The sequence below is a fragment of the Pseudomonas sp. Leaf59 genome (assembly GCF_920984685.1).
Classification (GTDB): Bacteria; Pseudomonadota; Gammaproteobacteria; order Pseudomonadales; family Pseudomonadaceae; genus Aquipseudomonas.
This window is the reverse complement of the sequence record NZ_CAKLBR010000001.1, coordinates 277,529-299,465: the sequence shown is the minus strand read 5'-3', so window position 1 is coordinate 299,465 and position 21,937 is coordinate 277,529. Positions and strand designations below refer to the sequence as shown.

15 protein-coding genes and 1 pseudogene are annotated in these 21,937 nt (G+C 60.4%); 7 read left to right on the top strand and 9 right to left on the bottom strand.

Annotated elements, in window-relative coordinates; translation table 11 throughout:
* Positions 1 to 31: 31 nt before the first annotated feature.
* From LUB09_RS01180 to LUB09_RS01165, 4 genes are all read right to left on the bottom strand, one after another.
* A complete protein-coding gene (locus LUB09_RS01180; RefSeq protein WP_231421336.1) occupies positions 32 to 3,769 on the bottom strand; it encodes a hypothetical protein in 3,738 nt (1,245 codons plus the stop codon).
* 173 nt (positions 3,770 to 3,942) lie between these two features.
* On the bottom strand, positions 3,943 to 5,190 hold the full coding sequence (locus LUB09_RS01175; protein ID WP_209982161.1) for a two-component system response regulator: 1,248 nt from the start codon (positions 5,188 to 5,190) through the stop codon (positions 3,943 to 3,945).
* Between the two features lie 9 nt (positions 5,191 to 5,199).
* Complete coding sequence (locus LUB09_RS01170; protein WP_231421335.1) at positions 5,200 to 5,583, bottom strand: response regulator; 384 nt, start codon at positions 5,581 to 5,583, stop codon at positions 5,200 to 5,202.
* The gene (locus LUB09_RS01165) at positions 5,568 to 6,908 is read right to left on the bottom strand and encodes a sensor histidine kinase (protein WP_231421334.1); all 1,341 of its coding nucleotides are present in this window, start codon (positions 6,906 to 6,908) and stop codon (positions 5,568 to 5,570) included. Before LUB09_RS01165 ends, LUB09_RS01170 begins: the two co-directional genes overlap by 16 nt.
* A 602-nt stretch (positions 6,909 to 7,510) precedes the next feature.
* Here LUB09_RS01165 and LUB09_RS01160 point away from each other — a divergent pair.
* Positions 7,511 to 8,494 carry a GlxA family transcriptional regulator gene (locus LUB09_RS01160; protein ID WP_231421403.1) on the top strand — a complete coding sequence of 328 codons (984 nt, stop codon included), beginning with the start codon at positions 7,511 to 7,513 and terminating at the stop codon, positions 8,492 to 8,494.
* A gap of 598 nt (positions 8,495 to 9,092) precedes the next feature.
* On the opposite strand, the gene LUB09_RS01155 is transcribed toward LUB09_RS01160, so the two are convergent.
* From LUB09_RS01155 to LUB09_RS01145, 3 genes are read right to left on the bottom strand one after another with little or no spacing between them, the layout of a single operon-like run.
* Positions 9,093 to 10,340, bottom strand: coding sequence for an NAD(P)/FAD-dependent oxidoreductase (locus tag LUB09_RS01155; protein WP_231421333.1), 1,248 nt, complete (start codon positions 10,338 to 10,340; stop codon positions 9,093 to 9,095).
* A gap of 13 nt (positions 10,341 to 10,353) precedes the next feature.
* The gene (locus LUB09_RS01150; protein WP_231421332.1) at positions 10,354 to 11,298 is read right to left on the bottom strand and encodes a dihydrodipicolinate synthase family protein; all 945 of its coding nucleotides are present in this window, start codon (positions 11,296 to 11,298) and stop codon (positions 10,354 to 10,356) included.
* A gap of 17 nt (positions 11,299 to 11,315) precedes the next feature.
* Complete coding sequence (locus tag LUB09_RS01145) at positions 11,316 to 12,263, bottom strand: 4-hydroxyproline epimerase (protein ID WP_231421331.1); 948 nt, start codon at positions 12,261 to 12,263, stop codon at positions 11,316 to 11,318.
* A gap of 203 nt (positions 12,264 to 12,466) precedes the next feature.
* Between LUB09_RS01145 and LUB09_RS01140 the strand changes: the two genes are divergently transcribed.
* The gene (locus tag LUB09_RS01140; RefSeq protein ID WP_209982147.1) at positions 12,467 to 13,231 is read left to right on the top strand and encodes an AraC family transcriptional regulator; all 765 of its coding nucleotides are present in this window, start codon (positions 12,467 to 12,469) and stop codon (positions 13,229 to 13,231) included.
* A gap of 20 nt (positions 13,232 to 13,251) precedes the next feature.
* Here the strand turns inward: LUB09_RS01140 and bamA are convergent.
* A pseudogene (gene bamA / locus LUB09_RS01135) lies at positions 13,252 to 15,618 on the bottom strand (outer membrane protein assembly factor BamA).
* A gap of 154 nt (positions 15,619 to 15,772) precedes the next feature.
* Here bamA and LUB09_RS01130 point away from each other — a divergent pair.
* From LUB09_RS01130 to LUB09_RS01120, 3 genes are all read left to right on the top strand, one after another.
* A complete protein-coding gene (locus LUB09_RS01130) occupies positions 15,773 to 16,456 on the top strand; it encodes a response regulator transcription factor (protein ID WP_231421330.1) in 684 nt (227 codons plus the stop codon).
* Complete coding sequence (locus LUB09_RS01125; protein ID WP_231421329.1) at positions 16,453 to 17,736, top strand: ATP-binding protein; 1,284 nt, start codon at positions 16,453 to 16,455, stop codon at positions 17,734 to 17,736. The genes LUB09_RS01130 and LUB09_RS01125 overlap by 4 nt, the downstream gene beginning before the upstream one ends.
* A 67-nt stretch (positions 17,737 to 17,803) precedes the next feature.
* Positions 17,804 to 18,247: a hypothetical protein gene (locus tag LUB09_RS01120; RefSeq protein WP_231421328.1), complete on the top strand. Its 444-nt coding sequence runs from the start codon at positions 17,804 to 17,806 to the stop codon at positions 18,245 to 18,247.
* Between the two features lie 6 nt (positions 18,248 to 18,253).
* On the opposite strand, the gene LUB09_RS01115 is transcribed toward LUB09_RS01120, so the two are convergent.
* Positions 18,254 to 19,162: a LysR family transcriptional regulator gene (locus tag LUB09_RS01115; RefSeq protein WP_003230182.1), complete on the bottom strand. Its 909-nt coding sequence runs from the start codon at positions 19,160 to 19,162 to the stop codon at positions 18,254 to 18,256.
* Between the two features lie 107 nt (positions 19,163 to 19,269).
* Here LUB09_RS01115 and LUB09_RS01110 point away from each other — a divergent pair, with 107 nt between their 5' ends.
* Positions 19,270 to 20,661 carry an MFS transporter gene (locus LUB09_RS01110; protein ID WP_231421327.1) on the top strand — a complete coding sequence of 464 codons (1,392 nt, stop codon included), beginning with the start codon at positions 19,270 to 19,272 and terminating at the stop codon, positions 20,659 to 20,661.
* Entirely contained in the window at positions 20,658 to 21,932 is a 1,275-nt protein-coding gene (locus LUB09_RS01105) for a glucarate dehydratase family protein (RefSeq protein WP_231421326.1), read from the top strand. The genes LUB09_RS01110 and LUB09_RS01105 overlap by 4 nt, the downstream gene beginning before the upstream one ends.
* The last annotated feature ends 5 nt before the right edge of the window (positions 21,933 to 21,937 follow it).

Genomic DNA, 21,937 nt, shown 5'->3' with positions numbered 1-21,937 from the left:
GATTCCATTCACTTTGAGGGATGAGGCAGGCTCAGGCGGCGCGACGCCTGATGCTGGACTCCAGGGTGCTGGAAGGCGTGAACACCATGTCGTAGCCGCCGCCGTCATCCATGAAACGTTGAATGCCGGCCTGCTGTTCCCGACCCAACGTATAGACGTTAGCCGTGCCTGCGGTGGCAGGCTGCAGCCTGGTGCCACCTAAGGCGTGGTCCAGCGACAGAGAGTTGGAGTGGTAGAGGTACAATTGGCCGTCGGGGGCTTTTTGAATATAGGCGGCGTGCACGATTTTGTCCTTGTTATAGCCGCGCCGGCTGACAAAGGTAACGATGCCTGATTCGGTAATGTCGGCTGCATTAAAGCTGCTTTTCAGAGTGTCCGGACGGATTTGCATCATGCGGTTATAGGTCTGTGATCCGCCATTGAGTACTTCGGGAACGATCACCTTGAACGCCGTGTCAGTGATCTTTCTGTCGGCCTGGGCGGCGCGTAACGCAGTCGCATAACAAATGTCCAGTTGGGTGCTCTTATCCAGTTTTTTATACAACGTCTTCATGTTTTCGCAGAGTTCACCGCTGGAAATCACCTTGGCCTGAAAGTTCTCTAGCGGCGGCCCGAAGGGTTTTTGCGTGGCTGGGTTGATGGCATGCCATTGACCGGTCGCTTCGTCCAATTTCGCCAGTGCCCCGACATCACTTGCGCCATTGACCCCCTTGAGTGTGCCTTGGGCGATATTGGGTTTTTTCGCCAGTGCGGCCACATCAACTTTCGTCAACCCTGCCAGTAGCTTTTCCGCGCGGGAAACGCCCCGGCGAGCGAGGTTGATAGCCCCCCGGGCCAGGTCATCCAGACCGCTCAGAGGATTGAGCGTGCCTACCGCTGCACGGCCGAGGATCTTGCCCGCACGGGCGATTTTGGACAGTGCCGAGGCTCCAACTGACAGGGCTTTCGTGACCTTGGCCGCGGCGCCAAGGCCGACCGCGAAGCCAAAGATATCGAACGCCAGGTCAACGAAACCTTCGAGCGTTTTGCCCTCGATGAAATGCTTGATCGCCGACCGGAACGGGATCAGGTTGAGCGCAATCTCTTCGATGATGCGGTAAGTGGGCACTTGCGTTTCAAAGGTTGTCGCACCTTTGGCGTAGCGCTTTATCGCAGGCAGTTCCATGTCTGCGATGACAGCCTCGGCAAGGTAGCGGGTTCTGTCACTGGCGTAGCTGTAGGGTGTGCCGTGTTCACCTTTTTTTTCATCCGTCAATCTGGAGGGATACTCACCACCGGGCGTTATGACGTCGTATCTTTTTCCTTTGGAAGGATGCCAACTGTCGGTGGGCTGGCGCTCCTTGTAGACCTTGCCTGGTAGTTGGGTGATGGTGCCCTTCAGTCGATTGATTGCATAAGTAACAGATGTACCGTTGCGCACGGTTTCGACCAGTACAGTGCCTTTTTCAACGGGTAGGGGATGATCGTTTCGCCAGTAGTCGATTTCCGTACGGACGGTTATTTTTCCAAACTCAAGATTCTGCCGGTCTTCCAGTGGCAGGTTTGAAACCAGGGTTTTTATTTGCGCCGCAGTCGTCTTCTTCACCGCGTTGGCGTAATCGGTAAATGCCGTTTCGAAAAGCTGCCGCGGGGAGGGCAAATCCTTGATTTTTTCCAGTACCGCCTTGATGTCGATTCCTTTTGACAACGCGTTCCAGGTGCCGCGAGTAAAGTCGTCGCCAATCGGTATTGATATCACCCCGGGTATGAATTTCAGCCAAAACAGCCCAACCGTTAAATTTCCATCCGGCGCTTGTCGCAGGAAGCGGCCATCGATAAACAGATCCAGTATCGAGTAAGGGCCTGGGAAGTCCTTGTTGGAGGGTTCGAGCTCAATGCATTTCGCTTCGAACAGTTTCGGGTCCATGTCCGGCAGCGCTTTTTTCAATTGCTCCAAGGCAAGGGCGCTGGCTGTCGGCATTTGCGGGACTTGCGTTTCTGCGGCTTCGCGCAGTTCGCCAATCTGGTTGTTGAATGCGTTACACACTTCGGTCAGCGCGCTTTCGGTTACCGGATAGCCCAAGCCATTTGCAACAGCCCAGTCCTTGATCGCGTCTTGCTGGGCGGCGTACTCGACCTGACGCTCGTGATCGTTAATCGGCGCAGCGCTGGCATGCAGCATGATCTGCGCATAGCTCATCCCTGCCGTTGTTCCAGGTGCTTTCGCTTCGATACGGGCAACCGCTGTGGTGAAGCTGACCCAGCTATGAGCACCTACTTTCACTTGTTTGGGGATGTCGTTGACCAGAAACTGTGGCGCTAGTCTGGCCAGTTGCAGGTGAGCCCTGATGGTTGCCGTCTCGGCGGATTCGGCTTTGCCGTTGGCGAGCAGGTATTCAGCCAGCTCCTTGACGATGATTGAGGGTGTCTTGTCGGCGTTTTGCGCGGTGACCAGTGGGAAGCCCTCGATATGGGGCTGCGGGGAGTGAGTCGTCACGCCTTCGATGTCGCTGCTGCTCTCCAGGTTCAGGGCTGCCAGCAGCCAGTCGCTGGGGCTGCCCTTGATGGCGAGCTGCTCAAAAAAGGCTTGAAGCGCTTCGCCCAATGCCTTGCCCTTGGGGGACCTGAGCAAGTCATTGAGCAGCCGCCGCGGATCGCGCAGCTCTTGCGGGGAAACAGGCCTGTCGCGCAGCAAATGAGTGAGAACGGTGTCATCGTGAAATACCCTCACAGTGCCGAGTCGAGCTGAGTGGATAACCTGCTTGAGTTGACGCTGTCTGTCCTGCTCAAGGGGTTCGGGCCAGGCCAGTGCGCCCCCCAGGTTGCCATGGATGGGTGAGGTGAGGGCAGGCGTTGCCAGTGCGGTCGCCAGGTTCTCTAACTGCTGGTGATTCGTTGGAATGTCCCAGCCGTGGTCCTTGAGCAATTTCACAAGGCTGACCCGGTTCGTTTTGCCGGTTCTATCCGGATAGTAGGAGGCGTGTTCAGAGAGATAAACGTGCTTCTTTAACTCGTTTTCAATCTGCCCGTGATAGTCGATGCCATTTTTCACGGTGTTCGCCACGTATTGCAGCGTGGAGGCGGCAACGTGGCGGGTATGGATATCGGCCAGCGCTGCTTTCTGCTCGAAGAGTGCATCTTCACTACGCGCGCTGATCAACGCTCGGCGTGTGTTCGGGTCGAGTGGCCTGAAGTTCTGATCGCGCTCGATGGTCTGCGCGCGTTGACGCCTTTCGAACGGTGTCGACCCGTTGGGCTCTTGATAAAAACGTCCGACGATCCACCACGGAACCGGTTCATCGACCTGGGTGACAGGTGGCTTGAAGGCGGTTCCCACTTCGAGTAAACGCGCAGCTTCGATAATGGGCCCGCTGACTGCGCGCCAATGAGCATCGTCTTGCCCTGCCTTGTGCGGTTTTCCCTTGACCATGAAGGCGATTTCGCCCGTCTGTGGGTCGAGCGTGATCGAGCTGCGGTTGATACCGTGGTCTTGAATCCACTGGCGCACAGCGGTGGACTGGAACGCGTCACGTAGTTGGCCCCACCACTGGCCGAAGGTGGAGTGGGGCGGCACGTGATTGATGGTGGGCGTGGTGCTGCTTTGGGCGGCAACAAGGAGCGCGTTGCGGTATTGCATGGCCAGTTCGCGGTCGCCGTCGGCGCGGGAAGTGCCAGATTCGGGTGGCGCCTGGGCGTCGCGCTGTTGTCTGGAAAGTGGTTGCCCGGAGGCGGTTGGCAGGGCAGGTAATGGCTGATTGAACGCTGGGGTGAGAGTGGAGACACGTTGCATGAAGAGGCCTTTTTTGGGCTGAGAGGCTACTAACCTTCTGTTGCCCCGGTCACGTTATTGATTCCCTCGCGCTATCGTGCATTAGATGACATTGTGTTTCGATTCAGCCATGCGTGGTTTCAGGCGAGCTCATTCCTGTGACGAGGCCGCTCACCTGATCGGGCTGCGTAGGCTTACTTCATTCTATCCAGCAATAACCGCTCCAGCGTCTCCACCGGCAACGGTCGGCTGAACAGATACCCCTGAATCTGGTCGCAGCCGGCCTCTTTCAGGAACGTCAACTGCGCCTGGGTCTCGACGCCCTCGGCGACCACCCGCAGGTTCAGGCTGTGGGCCAGTTCGATGATGGTGCGCGTGATTGCCGCATCCTGCGGGTTGGTGGTGACCTCACGGATGAACGCGATATCGATCTTCAACGTATCGATGGGAAACCGTCGCAGGTACGCCAGGCTTGAGTAGCCCGTGCCGAAGTCGTCGATGGAGATTTTCACCCCCATGGCGCGCAAGCGTTGCAGGGCGGCGATGGTGTGCTCGGTGTTTTCCATCAGTGAGCTCTCGGTGAGCTCCACCTCCAGCCAGTGTGCCTCCACTCCGGTGGTGACCAGGGTGCGCTCGATATCGGCGATCAGGTCACCCTCAATCAATTGATGACCGGACACGTTGACCGACACCTCCACCGCGCCTATGCCGTTGAACTGCCACGTGGCGATCTGTTGGCAGACGCGCTCGATCACCCAGCGGCCCACCGGCACGATCAGGCCAAGGTCTTCCAGTACAGGAACAAACACGGCAGGTGAGACCGGGCCATAGCCAGGCCGATCCCAGCGCAGCAAGGCCTCCAGGGCACAGACTTCGCCGTTGGCCAGCTCGACCTTGGGCTGGTAGTGCAGGGCGAACTCATTGCGTTCAACCGCTGCACGCAGGGCGTATTCCAGGTCCTGGCGGGCCAGGTCATGCACGTTCATCTGCGCGTTTGGACTGGTGTGTTTCAGCAACTGCTGTTCGAGCATCAGATTGTGCTGTCTGAGCTGATCGCTGTGGGCCTTCAGTCGCAGCAGATTGCGCACCCGCAGCCACAGCTCCAGGCGCTCCACCGGCTTGGTGATGAACTCCTCGGCACCGCTTTGCAGGCCGTTGACCCGTGCCTCGGATTCGCTGAGCGCCGAGAGCATGATGATCGGGATATTCGCGGTGACGGGATTGCCCTTGAGCTGGCTGGCCACTTCGTAGCCGTCCATGCCGGGCATCATGACGTCCAGCAACACCAGGTCGGGCGGGGTGCTGGCTATCAGGTGCAAGGCCTCTTCACCGCTGGCGGCGCTCAGGGTCAGGTAGCCCTCGTGGTGCAGCAGGGTTTCCAGGAGTTTGCGTATATGAGCGTCGTCATCAACGATCAACAGCGTTGCAGGTGAGCTGGCCATGGAGAGGACTCATGCTAGAGGTGTAATGGACGGGTTCAGCAGGGTGTCGATCACCTGGTACAGCTCCTTGTAGCGCAGGGGTTTGATCACATAGGCGTCGCAGCCGGCCAGGCGGGTTTTTTCCCGGTCCTCTTTCATGGCCATGGCGGTGAGGGCGATCACCGGGATGTGCGCGGTATGTGGGTCTTGCTTGAGCAAGCGTGTTGCCGCCAGGCCGTCCATGCCAGGCAGTTGAATGTCCATCAGAATCAGCACCGGTTGTAGCTCGCGCGCCATGGTCAGGCCGCTTTCGGCGTCGGCGGCCCACAACACGCTGTGGCCGGCATTCACCAGCAGCAGACGAGCCAGGCGCATGTTGGCTTCGTTGTCTTCGACGATCAGGATTGCGGCCATGTGGCCTCCAGAGTTCGGTGCAGCGGCAGCCACACCACAAAGCGCGCACCGAGGCCTTCGCGGCTGGCCACGGCGACGCTGCCGCCATGCAGGTCGGTCAACTGCTTGACCATCGCCAGGCCAAGACCTGTGCCTTCGAATTTGCGCGCCAGGCTGCTGTCGATCTGGCTGAAGGCCTTGAACAGCTTGCCCATGTCGTCCCTGGCGATACCGATGCCGGTATCGCTGACGCTCAGTTCGAGAAACTGTGTGTGCGAGCCGGGCGGCAACGCAAAGTTGTGCACTGGCCAGTCGCCGGGCACCAGACCGACCTGATCGCGGCTGACTTCGCGCACGGCCAGGGTCACCGAGCTGCCGTGCTCGCTGAATTTGACCGCGTTGGCCAGCAGGTTGTAGACGATCTGTTTGGTCTTGCGCAGGTCCAGCTCGAGCCAGCCGAAGTCGTCCGGGCTGTCGAGTTTCAACTGGATACGCTGCAGCGCGGCTTTTTCGCGCACGATCAACAGACTGTTGGCGAGCAAGCCCGACAGTTCAACGGCTTCCAGCTCCAGGTCCATCATCCCGGCCTCGACTTTGGACAGGTCGAGAATGTCATTGATCAGCGACAGCAAGTGCTGGCCGCTGGTAAAAATGTCGCCGATGTATTCACGCTGGGTGTCGCTCATGTCGCCCACCAGCCCATCCTTGAGGGCTTCGGAAAAGCCGATCACCGCGTTCAACGGCGTGCGCAACTCATGGGACATGGTGGCGAGGAATTCGGACTTCATGTGGCTGGCGTGTTCCAGCTCCAGGTTCTTTTCTTCGAGGGCGCGTTCGAAGCCTTTGCGCTCGGCTTCTTCCTGCTTGCGCGCGGTGTTGTCGGTGCCGATCAACAGGTAGCCGATGATCATGTCATTGCGGTTGCGTAACGCTGTCACCGAGACCATGGCTGACAAGCGACTGCCATCCTTGCGGATATACGTCAGCTCGTAAATGTCTTCGATACCCCGCGAGGCCTTGAACACCAGCGCCTCGAACCCTGGTGTGATGGGTGTGTCGAGCTCCAGGCTGAGCGCGGCGGCGCGAGTGATCAGCTCGGCCGGGTCAGAGATGTCGGCAGGGGTGATGCGGTTGACCACGTCGGCGGCGGCATAGCCGAGCATGCGTTCGGCACCGACGTTGAAGATCTGGATCACGCCTTTTTCATCGGTGGCGATACTGGAGAAATACGCGCTGTTGAAAATGGCATCCTGCAGCGCGCCGGTCTTGAGCAGGGTTTTCTGACGTTTGAATTCGACGATCTTTTCGGCGCGCGATTGCGACGGTGTGGGTGGCGGTGTATCCATCGCTTGGGCGTTCCATGCTATTGAGGGCCGACACCGAAAACGCCGATGTCGCAGAGCATGCTCCACGGAAGATCGCTTGGGGGCGATGATGAGGAGATGAGGTCTTTGGACAATAGCAGAGATTATGGCGTTTTGATGGCCGAAAGCGCTTTGCTGGAAATCTTTCGCCCTCAATCGAATGGAATGACGCTTGGGGAGCTGCTTTGTGCGCCGTACTTTTGCACAGCGAAGACACGCATGGGGCAGAGGTCGATGAACCTTAGACCGGCGATATCGTCGCCAGTAGGCCGATACCAATGGTCAGTACCAGAAAACCGAACAGAAAAAGTGCCATCTTGGTCATGAAGCCTCCGAGAAGTTGGGCGACAGAAATGTCGGGTTGGCGCCATTGTCCCTCTGCAGGCGTTTTCGGTACAGAGGCAGCTGGCGAATATAAAACCGTATCAGATTGCGATTTGTCGAATGAGGCAAGGGCTTGCAAGAGGTGACTGTTTACCCACCGGTTGAGACAGCCAGCCGATTTGCCCCTAAGATGGCGCCCACGCAATCAACAATAAAAGTGGGCCAACCCTGCGATGGAAAGACGTCAATTCAGCGGCGGCATGAAAGGCAAGAACCTGCGTTACCTCAACGAAAATCCCGGGCAGTTGGCCTCGGTCGCTCGCGTCGGCTTTCTGTTGCTTGAACACTTTTCCCTGCCGGCATTCACCCAGACCCTCGATACCCTGGTCACCGCCAACCTGCTGCGCCCCGAGTTGTTCGCCTCGCGCACCTTCGGCTGGGGTGAGGGCGAAGTCATCAGTGACCTGGGCCTGGTGATTCGCCCCGACGCTGTGCTTGATGCGGCGGCGTTGCATGACCTGGACCTGCTGGTGATCTGCGGCGGCTTTCGCACCGAGCTCAAGGCCAGCGAAGACTTCACCCATCTGCTGCGCAGCGCCGCCGAACAAGGCATCAGTCTCGCCGGGTTGTGGAATGGCTCCTGGTTTCTGGGACGCGCCGGGTTGTTGCAGGGTTATCGCTGCGCAATCCACCCGGAGCACCGGCCGGCACTTGCGGAAGTGTCCAAGGCGGCCCAGGTCACCAGCGAACCCTTCGTGATCGACCGCGACCGGCTCACCGCCTCCAGCCCTTCGGGCGCCTTCCATATGGCGCTGGACTGGATCAAGAGCCTGCATGGCAAGGCGCTGGTTGAAGGTATCGAAGATATTCTGGCGTTCGAGGAGTCACGCTATCGGCGCATCAAACCGACCGAAAACGTCTGCGTCAGCGCGCCCCTGCGCGAAGTGGTGAAGTTGATGGACGCCAACCTTGAGGAACCCCTCGAACTCGACCAACTGGCCGTTTACGCCGGGCGTTCCCGGCGTCAGCTCGAACGGCTGTTCAAGGAGCAATTGGGCACCACGCCGCATCGCTATTACATGGAACTGCGCGTCACCGAGGCGCGACGCTTGTTGCAGCACACCGAGTTGTCACAGGTGGATGTGCTGGTGGCGTGCGGGTTTGTATCGCCGAGTCATTTCAGCAAGTGTTACAGCGCGTATTTCGGATATCGCCCCTCCAAGGAGAAGCGGTTGGTGAAGTAGGGCAGGCCTACTGTAGAAGGACTCTGGTTGCGAATTTCACTGGGTCCAAATGTGGGAGGGGGCTTGCTCCCGATAGCTGTGTGACGGTGTACATATCCGTTCCTGCGGTAACGGCGGCCTAGGGTTCCGCCCTTACGGCGGGTCACTTTTGTAAAGGCACAAAAGTAACCAAAAAGCCTCCGCCCCACCACTCGGCACCTCGCCTAGGCTCGGTGTGCCCGAATACAGGCTTGAATCCGTGGGCCGCCGCCACGCGCCATCCATGGCGCGGGGCGGCTAACCCGGCGTCCTGCCGGGTTACCCACGGATTCAAGCCTGCATTCGGCCAGCGTGGTTGACGGGGCGCCCCAGATCAAGAGCGCGGCGGCCTGAGAGCCGACCGGTATGGGGGGGACGCGATCAAATGTGGGAGCTGCGGTGCGCCGATTCGACCTGCCTGCGAAGGCGTCGGCCCAGAAAACATTGATGTTGACTGACCCACCGCTTTCGCGGGTAAGTCGCACCGACGCTCCTACAGGGAATCTGCGTTTGACTGAACGGCATTGGGGCTTGCCACAGAAAGACCCGCTTCCAGGATTTGATCCTGATTTTTAATCCCTCAGAACCGTGAAAGACGATACGACGCCCATTGCGGGACGTTTTGATGAGACAGCATTTGCCCAATCATCTGTGCTGTCACCGCGGCCTGGGTCAGCCCCAGATGCTGGTGACCGAACGCGAGCAGCACCTTGCCCCCACAGACTTGATCAATGATCGGCAGCGAGTCCGGCAGGGACGGCCGAAACCCCATCCAGGGGGTCGCGTTGTGGCGGTTCAAGTCTTTGCGGAACAGGCCCTGGCTCAGACGGTACAGTTGCCATGCGCGTTCCATGTTGGCGGGGCGGTCCAGTCCGGCGAATTCCACCGTGCCGGCCAGGCGCAGGCCGCCGCTCATGGGGGTCATGATGAACTTGCGCTCCAGCGAGGTGACCGCCAACGGCAGCCTGCCGTGCTCGTGGGGCAGCATCAGGTGGTAGCCGCGTTCCGTGTCCAGCGGGACTTTCTTGCCGGTCAGGGCCTCCGTCAGTTTGGCGGAGTGGGCGCCGCAGGCAATCAGGACCTGCCGTGCGGTGAGGGTTCCCTGGTCGGTCGCCAGCGTGACGCCATCGCCTTCAATCCGTCCATCGAGTACCTTGCGCTGGATAAAACGTACACCGTTGGCCTTGGCAGCATTAACCAGAGCATGCACCACCGTGTAGGGATCGATAAAGTGCCCGGTGCCCGGAAAAAACAAACCGCCCTGGATGCGCTCACTCAACTGCGGCGCACCCGCCCGGACCGCATCGCCCGGCCAGAAGGTCACCGGTACGCCGTGTTGCTGCATGCGCTGTTGCAAGGCATCGATGGCGTTTCGCGAATCGGCTCGCTCGAATACCAGCAACGAGCCGTCGTTGCGCAGCAGTTGTGGCTGTCCGATGGACTCAAGCAGGCGGCGCCAGGCGTCCAGGCTGCCTTCATTCAGGGCCCGAAGACCTGCCACTGTGCGTCGATAGGCGTCCGGCCGCAGGTTGAGCAGCAGCCGGGCGAACCAGGGCAGGGCGCGGGGCAGGTATTTCCAGTCCAGGCGCAGCGGGCCCGTGGGGTCCAGCAGCATCGCGGGCAGGCGTTTGAGGATCGCCAGGTCGGCGATCGGAAATACCTGCTCGGTCGCAAGATGGCCGGCGTTGCCGTACGAGGCGCCCATGCCCGGTTCCTGCGCGTCGATCACCAGCACCTGGCGTCCTTGCCGCGAGAGTTGCAGAGCACAGGCAACACCGATGATGCCGGCGCCGACGACAGTGATGTCTGGCGGGGGGTGATCGCACATGGCCTGTTCGCTCCTACACCAACACCTCGGCCGTCCAATTGGCATACCAGTTGCGGAACAATGTGTATTGCTGCTCGGCATAGCGCCGCTGGGCATCGCTGAGCTCATCGGTCTCGTTGAAGTGCAGCGCGTAACCCTGGTCCCCGTTGAGCACCATCAGGTGCTTGTAATACAGCACCAGGTCGCAGCCTTCATCGAAGGAAGACAGCACCGCCAGCGCTGTTTCCAGCTCGCGGGCCAGGCGAGCGGCCTTGGCGTCGCCCAGGGCGGCCTTCTGGCTCAGCGCCACCAGTTGCAGCACTTCCCGTGGCAACGCGTTGCCGACGCCGGTGATGGCCCCGGTGGCGTTGCAATTGACGAAGCCATGCACCACTTGGGTGTCGACGCCGACCATCAGGGTCACGTCGTCGTCCTGGGACGTGATGTTCTCGGCGGCGTAGCGCAGGTCGGCGGCGCCGCCGAATTCCTTGAAGCCGATCAGGTTCGGGTGCTGGCGGCGCAGCTCGAAGAACAGCTCGGCACGCGTTGCGAAACCGTAATAGGGGCTGTTGTAGATCACCGCCGGCAGGTTCGGCGCTGCATTGAGGATCGCTGCGAAGTGGGCCTTTTGCGCGGTAGCGGATCCGCCTCGGGAGAGTACGCGGGGAATCACCATCAGGCCCTGGGCGCCGACCTTGGCGGCATGCGCTGCATGGGCCACGGCCTCACGACTGTTCACCGCGCCAGTGCCGACAATGGTTGGCACCCCCGCGGCCACCAGGCGCGCCACGCCTTCCTGACGCTGGGCGTCGGTGAGCAGCGGCCAGTCGCCCATCGAGCCGCAGTACACCACGGCGCTCATGCCGATATCGATCAGCTCGCGGCCTTTGGCGACCAGCGCGTCGAAGTCGGGCGTGCGCGCGGGGGTGCAGGGCGTCATGAGGGCAGGGATGCAGCCGCTGAAGATGTTCTGGGTCATTGTCGCAACTCCTTGTGTCAGACGAATAGGGTCGGGGCGCAGATGCCCCAGGCAAAAGGGTCCTGCTCGTCGATCAGCAGTACGCTGTCGGCGGTCACGTAGGCGCGGCCGGTGATGAAGGGCCGCACCTGTTCACCATCCCATTCATAACGGCCTTTGAATTGGCTGCCGGTAATACCGGCCTGTAACCAGATGTCGCCTTCGGCGAGTTTCCCGTCGGCGGCCAGGCAGGCGAGCTTGGCGCTGGTGCCGGTGCCGCAGGGCGAGCGGTCGTAGGCTTTGCCTGGGCACATGACGAAGTTGCGGCTGTCAGCCTGGGCGTCATCGGCGAACAATTCGACATGGTCGATCAGCGCACCTTCCGCGCCGTGAATGCCCTGATCCTGGAGAGCCTTGAGCAGCGTCCAGGTGTAGTCGCTGAGCGCGTCGACATGGCTCATGTGCAACGCCTGGCCGTGGTCCGAGACCAGGAAAAACCAGTTGCCGCCCCAGGCGATATCGCCATGTACCACGCCATGGCCAGGTACCTGCACCGCAACCTGTTTGCGGTAGCGCCAGGCGGGCACATTGCGCAGAGTAACGGCGCCGTTGGTGTGCAGCGTGGCGGTTACGCTCCCGACCGGCGTGTCGATGAGGTGGTCGCCCGGGCCGATATGGCCGAGAAAATGCAAAGAGGCTACCAGGCCGATCGTGCCGTGGCCGCACATGCCGAGGTAACCGGCATTGTTGAAGAAGATCACCCCGCAGGTGGCACCTGGCGTTACCGGCTGGCAATACAGCGCGCCCACCAGCACATCGTTGCCGCGCGGCTCCAGCAGGCAGGCGCGGCGCCATTGATCATGGTGTGCGCGCAGGTTTTCGAGCTGGGCGGCCATGGTGGTACCGGCCAGTGCAGGAAAGCCGTTGAGGACCAGGCGCGTGGGTTCGCCGCCGGTGTGGGAGTCGATGACATGCAATCGTTTCATGGAGCGCTCCGTCAGTGCACGTTGCCGGGAGAAGTCATGGCCGCGTCTTCTTGTGACTGGCCTAGCCTGAACGGGTCGGCCGCATGCTGATTGATGTTTTGCGCAACTGTGGATGACGATTTCGGCACAATGGCCGTGCTCGACAGCGCCTTAGGCATGGGGCAATCTGCTGGACTTCGACGTATGAAGGGGCGGTCAGATTCATGATGCACAGCGCGTTTGCGAACCTTATCCAGGGCTGTCGCCCCCAGAGCATCGAGCACTTGCTGGCTGGCGTGGCGCAACTGTTACCGCTGCTGGATGTGATCCCCAATGCGACGATCTTCATCAAGGACAGCGATGCCCGCTACGTGCTCGCCAACCGCACGCTGGTGCAGCGTTGCGGCCTCAGGCAGCTGCAGCCGCTGTTGGGCAAGACCAGCGCAGAAGTGTTTCCCGCGCAACTGGGCCCCGGCTATACCGAGCAGGATCGGCGCGTATTGCAAGCCGGCGTTGTGCTTGAAGACCAGCTCGAATTGCACCTCTACGGCACTCGCGAGCCCGGCTGGTGCCTCACTCACAAATGGCCGCTGTACAACGATGTCGGCCAGATCATTGGCCTGGCGGGTATTTCGGTCGATCTGCAGTCGGCGAGCGAATCCCACCCGGCCTACCAGCGGTTGGCGGCGGTCGACGAATACATTCGCGCACATTTTCACCGCCGTGTAACCCTTGTGGAACTGACGCGCATCGCCGGAATTTCCGTGGCGCAGCTGGAGCGCTACTGCAAGCGCGTGTTCCAGCTTACGCCCCGGCAGATGATCCAGAAGGTGCGCCTGGAGCATGCTCATCGACTGTTGCTGCATTCCGAGCTGCCGATTACCGAGGTGGCGTTGCAGTGTGGGTACACCGATCACAGTGCATTTACCCGCCAGTTCAAATCCTCCACCGGCTTCACCCCGAGGCAGTATCGACAGGCCTCGGAGTGAAATTTCAGGTGTGCGTGCACTCAGAAACTCTGGCCCAGGGAGAACTGGAATATCTGTGTATCTGCATTTTCAGGGGTGCGAATCGGATAGGCCAGATTGACGCTCAATGGGCCCAACGGGCTGTACCAGGTCACGCCGACACCTACCGAGCTGGCCAGTTGACCCAGCCCGATAGTGCCGCATCCCTGGGTGGTGCTGACGTAGCATTTATCCGCGTAGACGCTGCCCACGTCCCAGAACACGGAAGTGCGCAAGGATTTGGTGTCTTTGACGAAGGGTATGGGGAACAGGTATTCCATGCCGCCCGTGATCAGGACGTTGCCGCCCAGCGCATCGCGGTCACGGTCGGTGTAGTACGCCTGCCCCTGGCGGGAATAGGCTCCGGTCGCGGGCGTGTTGCGGGGCCCTAGCGTACCGCTTTTGAAGCCGCGCACTGAGCCTTCGCCGCCGGCGGTGTAGTTTTCATAGAAGGGCAGGCCATCGGTGGAACCGTAGCCATTGGCGTAGCCGAGCTTGGTATGCAGGCGCAGGGCGGTGTCAGTGCTCAGCGGCACGAACGTCTGGCCGGTATAGTCGAGCTTGTAGAAGCTGAGGTCGCTGCCGGGCACTGTCACCGTCATGTTCAGGCTCTGCGAGTGCCCGCGTGTGGCGAGGATGCCTTTGTTCAGGGTCGATTCCTACCAGCCAAGTTCAGCCTTGAAGTTGGTGAACGCCTTGCCCTCTCGGCCAATGAACTCATAGATTTCATCGGCGCTGTAGGTGCCCGGCTCGATACTGTCACGTTGTGCCGTAAGGCCGAAACTCAAACGTGAAGTTTCGCTGATCGGGTAGCCGATTTTCGCGCCCAGGCCAAAACTGTTGAGCGCGTAATAGGAGCGTCCGTTGTCGTAGTAATTGTTGTAATCGGTCTTGCTGTAAAAACCGTTGTAACCCAGGCTGACCCCGTCCTTGGTGAAGTACGGATCTGTAAAGCCCAGGTTGTATTTGCTCTGGTAGGTGGAGCGGGTCAAGCCCAGGCTGGCGTAATTCCCGCTGCCGAGGAAGTTGCGCTGGCTGATCGACCCGCTCAGGATCAGCCCGGCGCTCTGGGCGAAGCCGACACTGGCGGTGATTGAACCGGACGATTGCTCCTCCACACTGTAGTTCACATCCAGCTGGTCATCGGTGCCCGGCACTGGCGGCGTCTCGACATTGACCTCCTTGAAGAAGCCCAGGCGCTCAAGACGTACCTTGGACTGGTCGATGAGGAAAGTGGATGCCCATCCTCCTTCCATCTGGCGCATTTCGCGGCGCAGCACCTGATCCTGGGTCTTGGTATTGCCGCGAAAATTGATGCGATTCACGTAGGCACGCTTGCCGGGGTCGATAACAAACACCAGGCTCACCGTGTGATCGTCCTCGTGCACCTGGGGTACGCCATTGACGTTGGCGAATGTGTAGCCGTCATTGCCGAGGCGGCGTGTGATCAGCTCAACCGTTGTGGTCATCAGTTGTCGTGAAAATACCTGGCCCCTGCGCACCAGCAGCAGTGACTGTACCTGGTCTTCCGGGATTTTCAGGTCACCGCTGAGTGTGACGTCGCGCACCCGGTAGCGGCGGCCCTCCTGAATGTTGACGGTAATGTAGACATGCTTTTTGTCTGGCGTGAGGGAGACCTGCGTCGAGCTGATATCCATGTTGATATAGCCACGGTCCAGATAGTAGGAGCGAAGCCGTTCAAGGTCGCCGGAGAGCTTCTCGCGGGCGTATTTGTCATCGTTCCTGAAGAACGACAGCCAGTTGCTGGTTTTCAGGGTGAATTGATCGGCGAGTTCTTCGTCGCTGAATACCGTGTTGCCGACCACGTTGATATGACTGATGGCGGCGACGGCGCCTTCATCTATCGTGACTTTGAGCTCGACCCGGTTGCGTGGCAGGGTGATTACCTGGGCATCGACCGACGCCGAGTAGCGGCCCTGGGCAACGTACTGGCGCGCCAGCTCGTTGCGCAGGCCTTCGAGGGTGGCACGCTGGAAAATCTCGCCTTCGCCCAGCCCGGCCTGTTTCATGCCTTTCAACAGATCGTCGGTTGCGATGGCTTTGTTACCTTCAATCGTGATGCTGGAAACCGTCGGGCGCTCCACCACATTGATGATCAGCACATCGTTTTCCCGTGCCAGCTGGATGTCCTGAAACAATCCGGTCTTGAACAGCGCGCGGGTGGCCTGCGCCAGTTGGCGGGCGTCCGCTTCCTCACCTATGTTTAGTGGCAGTGCACCGAAAACGCTGCCAGCCGAGACCCTTTGCAGGCCGTTGATACGGATATCCGCAATCGTCAGGGTTTGGGCCTGTAGCAATGAAATATCAAGCAATAGCGCAACCGTGCAGAGCAAGCGCGAAGAAATCATCAAAATCTTTCCAGAACACATCGACGCGGCAGCATAAGAGCGCGGTGGGTATGGTGCGGTTAACCCAGTGTCAAGTTAGGTAAAGGTTGGAATGACGTCATGACGCTGGTCAGCGAAAACCGATAATGTGCGCACCCTGACCGGGGAGCTGGCGATGATTTCAGTACTGTTGGTTGATGACGATGAAGACCTCACCGAAATGCTCAGGCAGTACCTGGCGCGTGAAGGTTTCGACGCGACCGCCGTGCCTACCGGCGAGGAGGGTGAGGAGCAGGCGCTGTCGGGCCGCTATAGCATCGTGGTGCTGGACGTGATGTTGCCGCAGGTGTCCGGGATAGAGGTGCTGCGGCGTATCCGCGCCGTCAGCCAGGTGCCGATCGTGCTGCTCACCGCCCGTGGCGACAATATCGACCGTATTGCCGGCCTTGAGCTGGGCGCGGACGACTACGTGCCCAAGCCCAGCTCTCCCGGAGAGCTGGTGGCGCGTCTGCGTGCCATCATGCGGCGGGTGCAGCCGGCGGATCGTCCGACGGCAGACGTCATCCGCACCGGTGAGCTGGTGTTGTGGCCGGCCAAGCGCGAAGCCCGGTGGCGTGGCCGTGAGCTGGGTGTGACCAGCACCGAGTTCAGCCTGCTGGAGGAACTGGCCAAATGCGCGGGTCAGGTGGTGAACAAGACCGATCTGTCGCTCAATGCCCTGGGGGGGCCGCTCAAACGCTATGACCGGCGTATCGACGTGCACATCAGCAGCATTCGCCAGAAGCTGGGGCCGCGCAGCGACGGCAAGGCATGGATCCAGAGCGTACGCGGTCTTGGCTATCAGTTGATTGCCGAATGATGAAACCCAGCCGGCTGTTCTGGAAGCTGTTCCTGGCGTTCTGGCTGGCGACGAGCCTGACCTTTTTTGCCGGGGTCGGGGTGCATGAGGTAGAAACATTCGAGCCGGACGACCCCAATTTGAAAGTTATCCTGGCCAGCGAGGCCGCGCTGCTGCGCCAGTTCGGCGTTGAGTCTGGAGCCGAGCTGCTGGCGACCTGGCGACGTCCGCCCGATCAGGCAATCGGCGTGTATGACAATGCCGGGCAACTGCTGGCCGGCTCCGCAGTGCTGTCGCCGGCCTATGAGCAGACGGTGATCAGCAAGGAAGGTCTCATTCTGTCGCTGCGCTCCACCCACCCGATCAGCTATGAGCACGGCGGCCCCCGCCTGCAGGTGCCGCTGATCATCGGCACCTTGATGAGCGCACTGTTCAGCGGGTTTCTGGCCTACTACCTGGCGTGGCCCCTGGCCAGTTTGCGTCGTGCGATGGGCGAGGTGGCCCAGGGGCGTTTCGATGTTCGCGTCAAACCGATGATGGGCAAGCGTCGCGACGAAATCGCCGACCTGGCTGGCGAATGCGACCGCATGGCCAACCAGCTCAAGTTGCTGGTGCAAGCCCAGCACAGATTGCTTCACGATATTTCCCATGAGCTGCGTTCACCGCTGACGCGCATGCGCGCGGCCATCGGGCTGTTGCGTCAGGACAGCGAGCGTGTGGACATGCTTGAGCGCATCGAGCGCGAATCCGAGCGCATGGATGCCCTGATCGAAGCGTTGCTGACGCTGGCGCGCCTGCAAGGGCGGCCCGAGAGCATCGAGCGCGAACCGTTCGACATCAGCGAATTGCTGGCGATGATCGTTGAGGATGCGCAATTCGAGGCGGACATCAAAGGCTGTCAGGTGCAGTTGCAGGGCGGGCCGCCTTTTATCGCCTGCGTGAATGGCGAGCTGATGTACCGCTGTTTCGAGAACGTGATACGCAACGCCGTGCGCTATACCCGGCCGAATACTACGGTGCAGGTATCTACCCGGCTCAGTGACGATGGGGCGTATCTGTGGGTACGCATCACCGATCAGGGGCCGGGGGTTGACGAGACCCGGCTGCAGAGCATCTTTCAGCCGTTTGAACGCGGCGGTGGCGACACCAGCGTCGGCTTTGGCCTGGGTTTTGCGATTGCCCACAGTGCCCTGGAAATGCACCAGGGCAGTATCGTGGCGCGCAATGAGCAGGAGGGCGGATTGACCGTGGAAATCAGTTTGCCGAGGGCGCGGTCTTTACGCGAAATTACACTCGCTTGACGGCTCTGAACCTGCCACCTCTTTAGACTCTGCGCTCGGCAAAGCCATTGATTGAGTAGAGGCAGCGATGTTTCAGGTGCATAAAAAGGGGTTTGTTTCAGGGCGGAAAATGATCGACGGGCTGCTGCCTTATGACTTCTTCTGCGAAGACAATCCGACGATCAATCTATTCGTGTTTACCGGTGCGGCCGGTCAAGGCGAAGCCATCGAAGCGCCGACACTGTGGGGGTTCACCCGCCTGGAGCGGTTTGAGGCGATGGCCAATGCGCTGTTGGCCAGCAAACGCGACGATGGCTGGTTTCAAAGTGTCAACGTGCTCACCGGCCCTGTCCAGAACGGCACCCTGGGGGTGAAATTCCAGCGCGTGCGCAAAATCATCAAGCATGCCGGCCCGGCAGTGCCTTCGGCGCGCAAAGTGGATTACGAAATTCATACCGATGACGGCGATATCTACTTTACCCGGCAACCCCTGTCGGCCGACCTTGCGCAAACCGTCATTTATGCTGCGTGAGCACGATCAATGACCACTTTCCCAACCGCCATGCACCGCCTTGCGAATAGCCTCAAGCAGCATGGCAAACGCCGGATTGTCATTGTGTTCGCGCCAGATCAGGTGCAGTTCGCTCTGCACACCTTCGCCAAGATCGATTTCGCGAAAGACCACGTTCTTGAACACCACACTGCTGGCACAACGGGGCACCAGGGCCAGGCCCATGCCGGCGTTGACCAGCGCCAGAATGGTCAGGGAAGAACCCAGCCATTGCACGTATTCCGGCGCCACGCGGGCTGAGCGCAGCATGCCCGTAAGCAGCTCGTTGAATGGCGGATAGGCCGAGTGGGCGTACATCAGGAAGGGCTGCGCATCCAGGTCCTGCACCGAGACGTGCTCGGCCTGGGCCAGTGGATGCCTGCAATGCACAGCCAGCACGAAGGGTTCGCGCACCAGGCATTCGGTGGCGTAGCCGGGCTCGAGCAGGGGCGCGCGCACGATACCCAGGTCAATGCGGCGGGCGCGCAGGGCTTCGTGCTGTTGATAGGTGTTCATCTCGGCCAGATCAATGCGCACATGGGGCTGCTTGAGCCGCGCTTCGGCGATGACCTTGGGCAGAAACTCATACACCGCGCTGCCCACGAAACTGATGTTCACCGTGCCGATATCCCCTTCGGCAAAGCGCCGTGCGGTCACGGCAGCTTGCTGGGCCCGCTCGAGCAGGTTCTGCGCCTCGACGAAAAAAGCCCGGCCTGCGGCGGTGAGCGTAACGCTGCGGGTGGTTCGGGTGAACAGTTCCACTCCGAGGTGATGCTCCAGCAACTGGATCTGCCGGCTCAGCGGCGGCTGGGTCATGTTCAACCGCTCCGCAGCACGCCGGAAATTGAGTTCGGTAGCCACCGTGGTAAAGCAGCGCAACTGAGTCAGTTCGAACATTGATCTAATCCAGGTATCAATCGAATGCCAAGTTAGATTAGACGGGATCAATGCCCAGCGTCCATCATCCCGACGTCCCTAAAAAAATAAATCAACGGGAGTCGCCCTTGAATACCGTCCAGAGTTCGCCCGACCCAACTGTGCTCGCCCGTGCGGCGGCCAAGGTCAAGCGCCATGTCCTGCCGCTGTTTGTGGTGATGTTCATCGTCAACTACATCGACCGGGTCAATATCGGCTTTGTGCGCAGCCATCTGGAAACCGATCTGGGCATTGGCGCCGCGGCCTATGGCCTGGGCGCGGGTTTGTTCTTCATCGGCTACGCGCTGTTCGAAGTACCGTCCAATCTGCTGTTGCAGCGCTACGGGGCCCGTGCCTGGCTGACTCGCATCATGTTCACCTGGGGCGCGGCTGCCATGGCCATGGCCTTTGTGCAGGGCGAGACCAGTTTCTATGTGCTGCGCTTTGTCCTCGGCGCCGCCGAAGCCGGGTTTTTCCCGGGCATCATTTATTATTTCACTCAGTGGTTGCCAGCCAGCGAGCGCGGCAAGGCCATGGCGATCTTCCTCAGCGGTTCGGCCATCGCCTCAGTGATTTCCGGTCCGGTGTCAGGCGCGCTGCTGAGTGTGAGCGGCTTTAGCCTGCATGGCTGGCAGTGGATGTTCCTTATTGAAGGTTTTGCCTCCATCGTGCTCTGCGGGTTTGTGTGGTTCTGGCTGCAATCCCATCCCCGTCAGGCCACGTGGCTCAGCGACGAAGAAAAGCAGGCGCTGGTCGGCGCCATTGCGCTTGAGCAATTGGCGCGTGAGGCGGCGCAGGTCAGCCGGCCGTCGATGTTCAAATTGCTGGCCGATAAACAGATCGCGTTGTTCTGCTTTATCTACTTCTCCATTGCCCTGACCATTTACGGCGCGACCTTCTGGCTGCCGAGCATGATCAAACAGATGGGCAGCCTCGGCGACTTTCAGGTCGGCCTGTTCAACTCGATTCCGTGGTTGATTTCCATCGTCGCCATGTACGGCTTTGCTGCTCTGGCCAGCAAGTGGAAACACCAGCAGGCCTGGGTATCGCTGATGCTGGTGATCGCCGCGTTCGGCATGTTCATGTCCACCACGGGCGGGCCGGTGTTTGCATTTGTCGCCATCTGTTTTGCCGCGATTGGTTTCAAGGCGGCCTCGGCGTTGTTCTGGCCGATTCCCCAGGGCTACCTGGATGCACGCATCGCTGCGGCGGTGATCGCGTTGATCAACTCGGTCGGCAACCTGGGCGGATTCGTCGCGCCGACCACCTTTGGCTTTCTCGAGCAGACCACCGGCTCCATCCAGGGCGGGCTGTATGGCCTGGCGGCAACCTCGCTGATAGCGGCAGTGGTGGTGTTTTTTGCCCGCACTGCGCCACGCAGCGGCGTACCCGCCAGCACGGCACCCGTCGAACCGGTCGTCAGCCAACCTCGCGATTCTCATCACACCTTGCGTTCAGGCCAACAGGGAGCTATCTCTTGAAAATCATCCGTGTCAGCGTCACCCCGATTGCCTTCCGCGATCCACCACTGCTGAACGCCAGCGGTATTCATGAACCCTTCGCGTTGCGCTCGATCATCGAAATCGAGAGCGACACTGGCTATATCGGGCTGGGTGAAAGCTATGGCGATGCACCGGCGCTGGCGATTCAGCAGCAGGTCGCGCCACAGCTCATCGGCCTTGATCCGTTCCAGCTCAACCAGCTGCGCGCCATCGTGCAGACCACCGTGGCTGCGCAAAAGACCACCAGCCTGCCCGGCGCCGAGCTGGCGCCGGGCTCCCATGCCAGCAAGGCGGTGAGCAATGCCTACTCGGCCTTTGAGGTGGCCTTCCTCGACGTGCAGGCCCACGCGCTGAATGTGCCGCTGGTTGACTTGCTCGGCGGGGCGATCCGCGACCGCATCCCCTTCAGCGCCTACCTGTTTTTCAAATACGCCCGGCACGTCGATTCGCCCTACAAGCCAGACAGCTGGGGCGAGGCGCTGAGCGCGCCACAGATCGTCGCCCAGGCGCGGCGGATGATCGAAAGCCACGGTTTCAAAAGCATCAAGCTCAAGGCCGGCGCCCTGGACCCCGAACACGAAGTGGCCTGCATTAAAGCCCTGAAGGAGGCGTTCCCGGGGGTTCCGCTGCGCATCGACCCGAATGGCAACTGGTCCCTGGCAACCTCGGTGCGTATGGCACAGCTGCTCGGCGATGACCTGCAATATTACGAAGACCCGACGCCAGGCCTGGACGGCATGGCCGAGCTGCACGCCCGCACCGGACTGCCCCTGGCCACCAATATGGTGGTCACCGACTTCGACGAATTTCGCCGCAGCGTAGCGCAAGACAGCGTGCAGATCGTGCTGGCCGACCACCACTATTGGGGTGGGCTGCGCGATACCCAGGTGCTGGCCAAGATGTGTGACACCTTTGGCCTGGGCGTGTCGATGCACTCCAACTCGCACCTGGGCATCAGCCTGATGGCCATGGCCCATGTTGCCGCTGCAGTGCCCAATCTCGATTACGCCTGCGACACCCATTACCCGTGGCAGGAACCGGACGAGGAGGTGATCAAGGGTGGCAAGGTGCCGATTGTCGACGGCTGCGTGACAATCACCCGCGCACCTGGGCTGGGGCTCGAACTGGACCACGATCAACTGGGCAAGCTCCATGACCAGTACTTGAGTTGCGGCATTCGCCAGCGCGACGACGTGAAACAGATGCAGCGCTATCAGCCTGAGTGGACAAGCGTGAAACCACGGTTTTAAAAGGG

Coding starts and splice junctions, on each gene's coding strand:
- LUB09_RS01180 (WP_231421336.1), bottom strand. CDS start 3,769: ATGCAACGTGTCTCCACTCTCACCCCAGCGTTCAATCAGCCATTACCT.
- LUB09_RS01175 (WP_209982161.1), bottom strand. CDS start 5,190: ATGGCCAGCTCACCTGCAACGCTGTTGATCGTTGATGACGACGCTCAT.
- LUB09_RS01170 (WP_231421335.1), bottom strand. CDS start 5,583: ATGGCCGCAATCCTGATCGTCGAAGACAACGAAGCCAACATGCGCCTG.
- LUB09_RS01165 (WP_231421334.1), bottom strand. CDS start 6,908: ATGGATACACCGCCACCCACACCGTCGCAATCGCGCGCCGAAAAGATC.
- LUB09_RS01160 (WP_231421403.1), top strand. CDS start 7,511: ATGAAAGGCAAGAACCTGCGTTACCTCAACGAAAATCCCGGGCAGTTG.
- LUB09_RS01155 (WP_231421333.1), bottom strand. CDS start 10,340: ATGTGCGATCACCCCCCGCCAGACATCACTGTCGTCGGCGCCGGCATC.
- LUB09_RS01150 (WP_231421332.1), bottom strand. CDS start 11,298: ATGACCCAGAACATCTTCAGCGGCTGCATCCCTGCCCTCATGACGCCC.
- LUB09_RS01145 (WP_231421331.1), bottom strand. CDS start 12,263: ATGAAACGATTGCATGTCATCGACTCCCACACCGGCGGCGAACCCACG.
- LUB09_RS01140 (WP_209982147.1), top strand. CDS start 12,467: ATGATGCACAGCGCGTTTGCGAACCTTATCCAGGGCTGTCGCCCCCAG.
- LUB09_RS01130 (WP_231421330.1), top strand. CDS start 15,773: ATGATTTCAGTACTGTTGGTTGATGACGATGAAGACCTCACCGAAATG.
- LUB09_RS01125 (WP_231421329.1), top strand. CDS start 16,453: ATGATGAAACCCAGCCGGCTGTTCTGGAAGCTGTTCCTGGCGTTCTGG.
- LUB09_RS01120 (WP_231421328.1), top strand. CDS start 17,804: ATGTTTCAGGTGCATAAAAAGGGGTTTGTTTCAGGGCGGAAAATGATC.
- LUB09_RS01115 (WP_003230182.1), bottom strand. CDS start 19,162: ATGTTCGAACTGACTCAGTTGCGCTGCTTTACCACGGTGGCTACCGAA.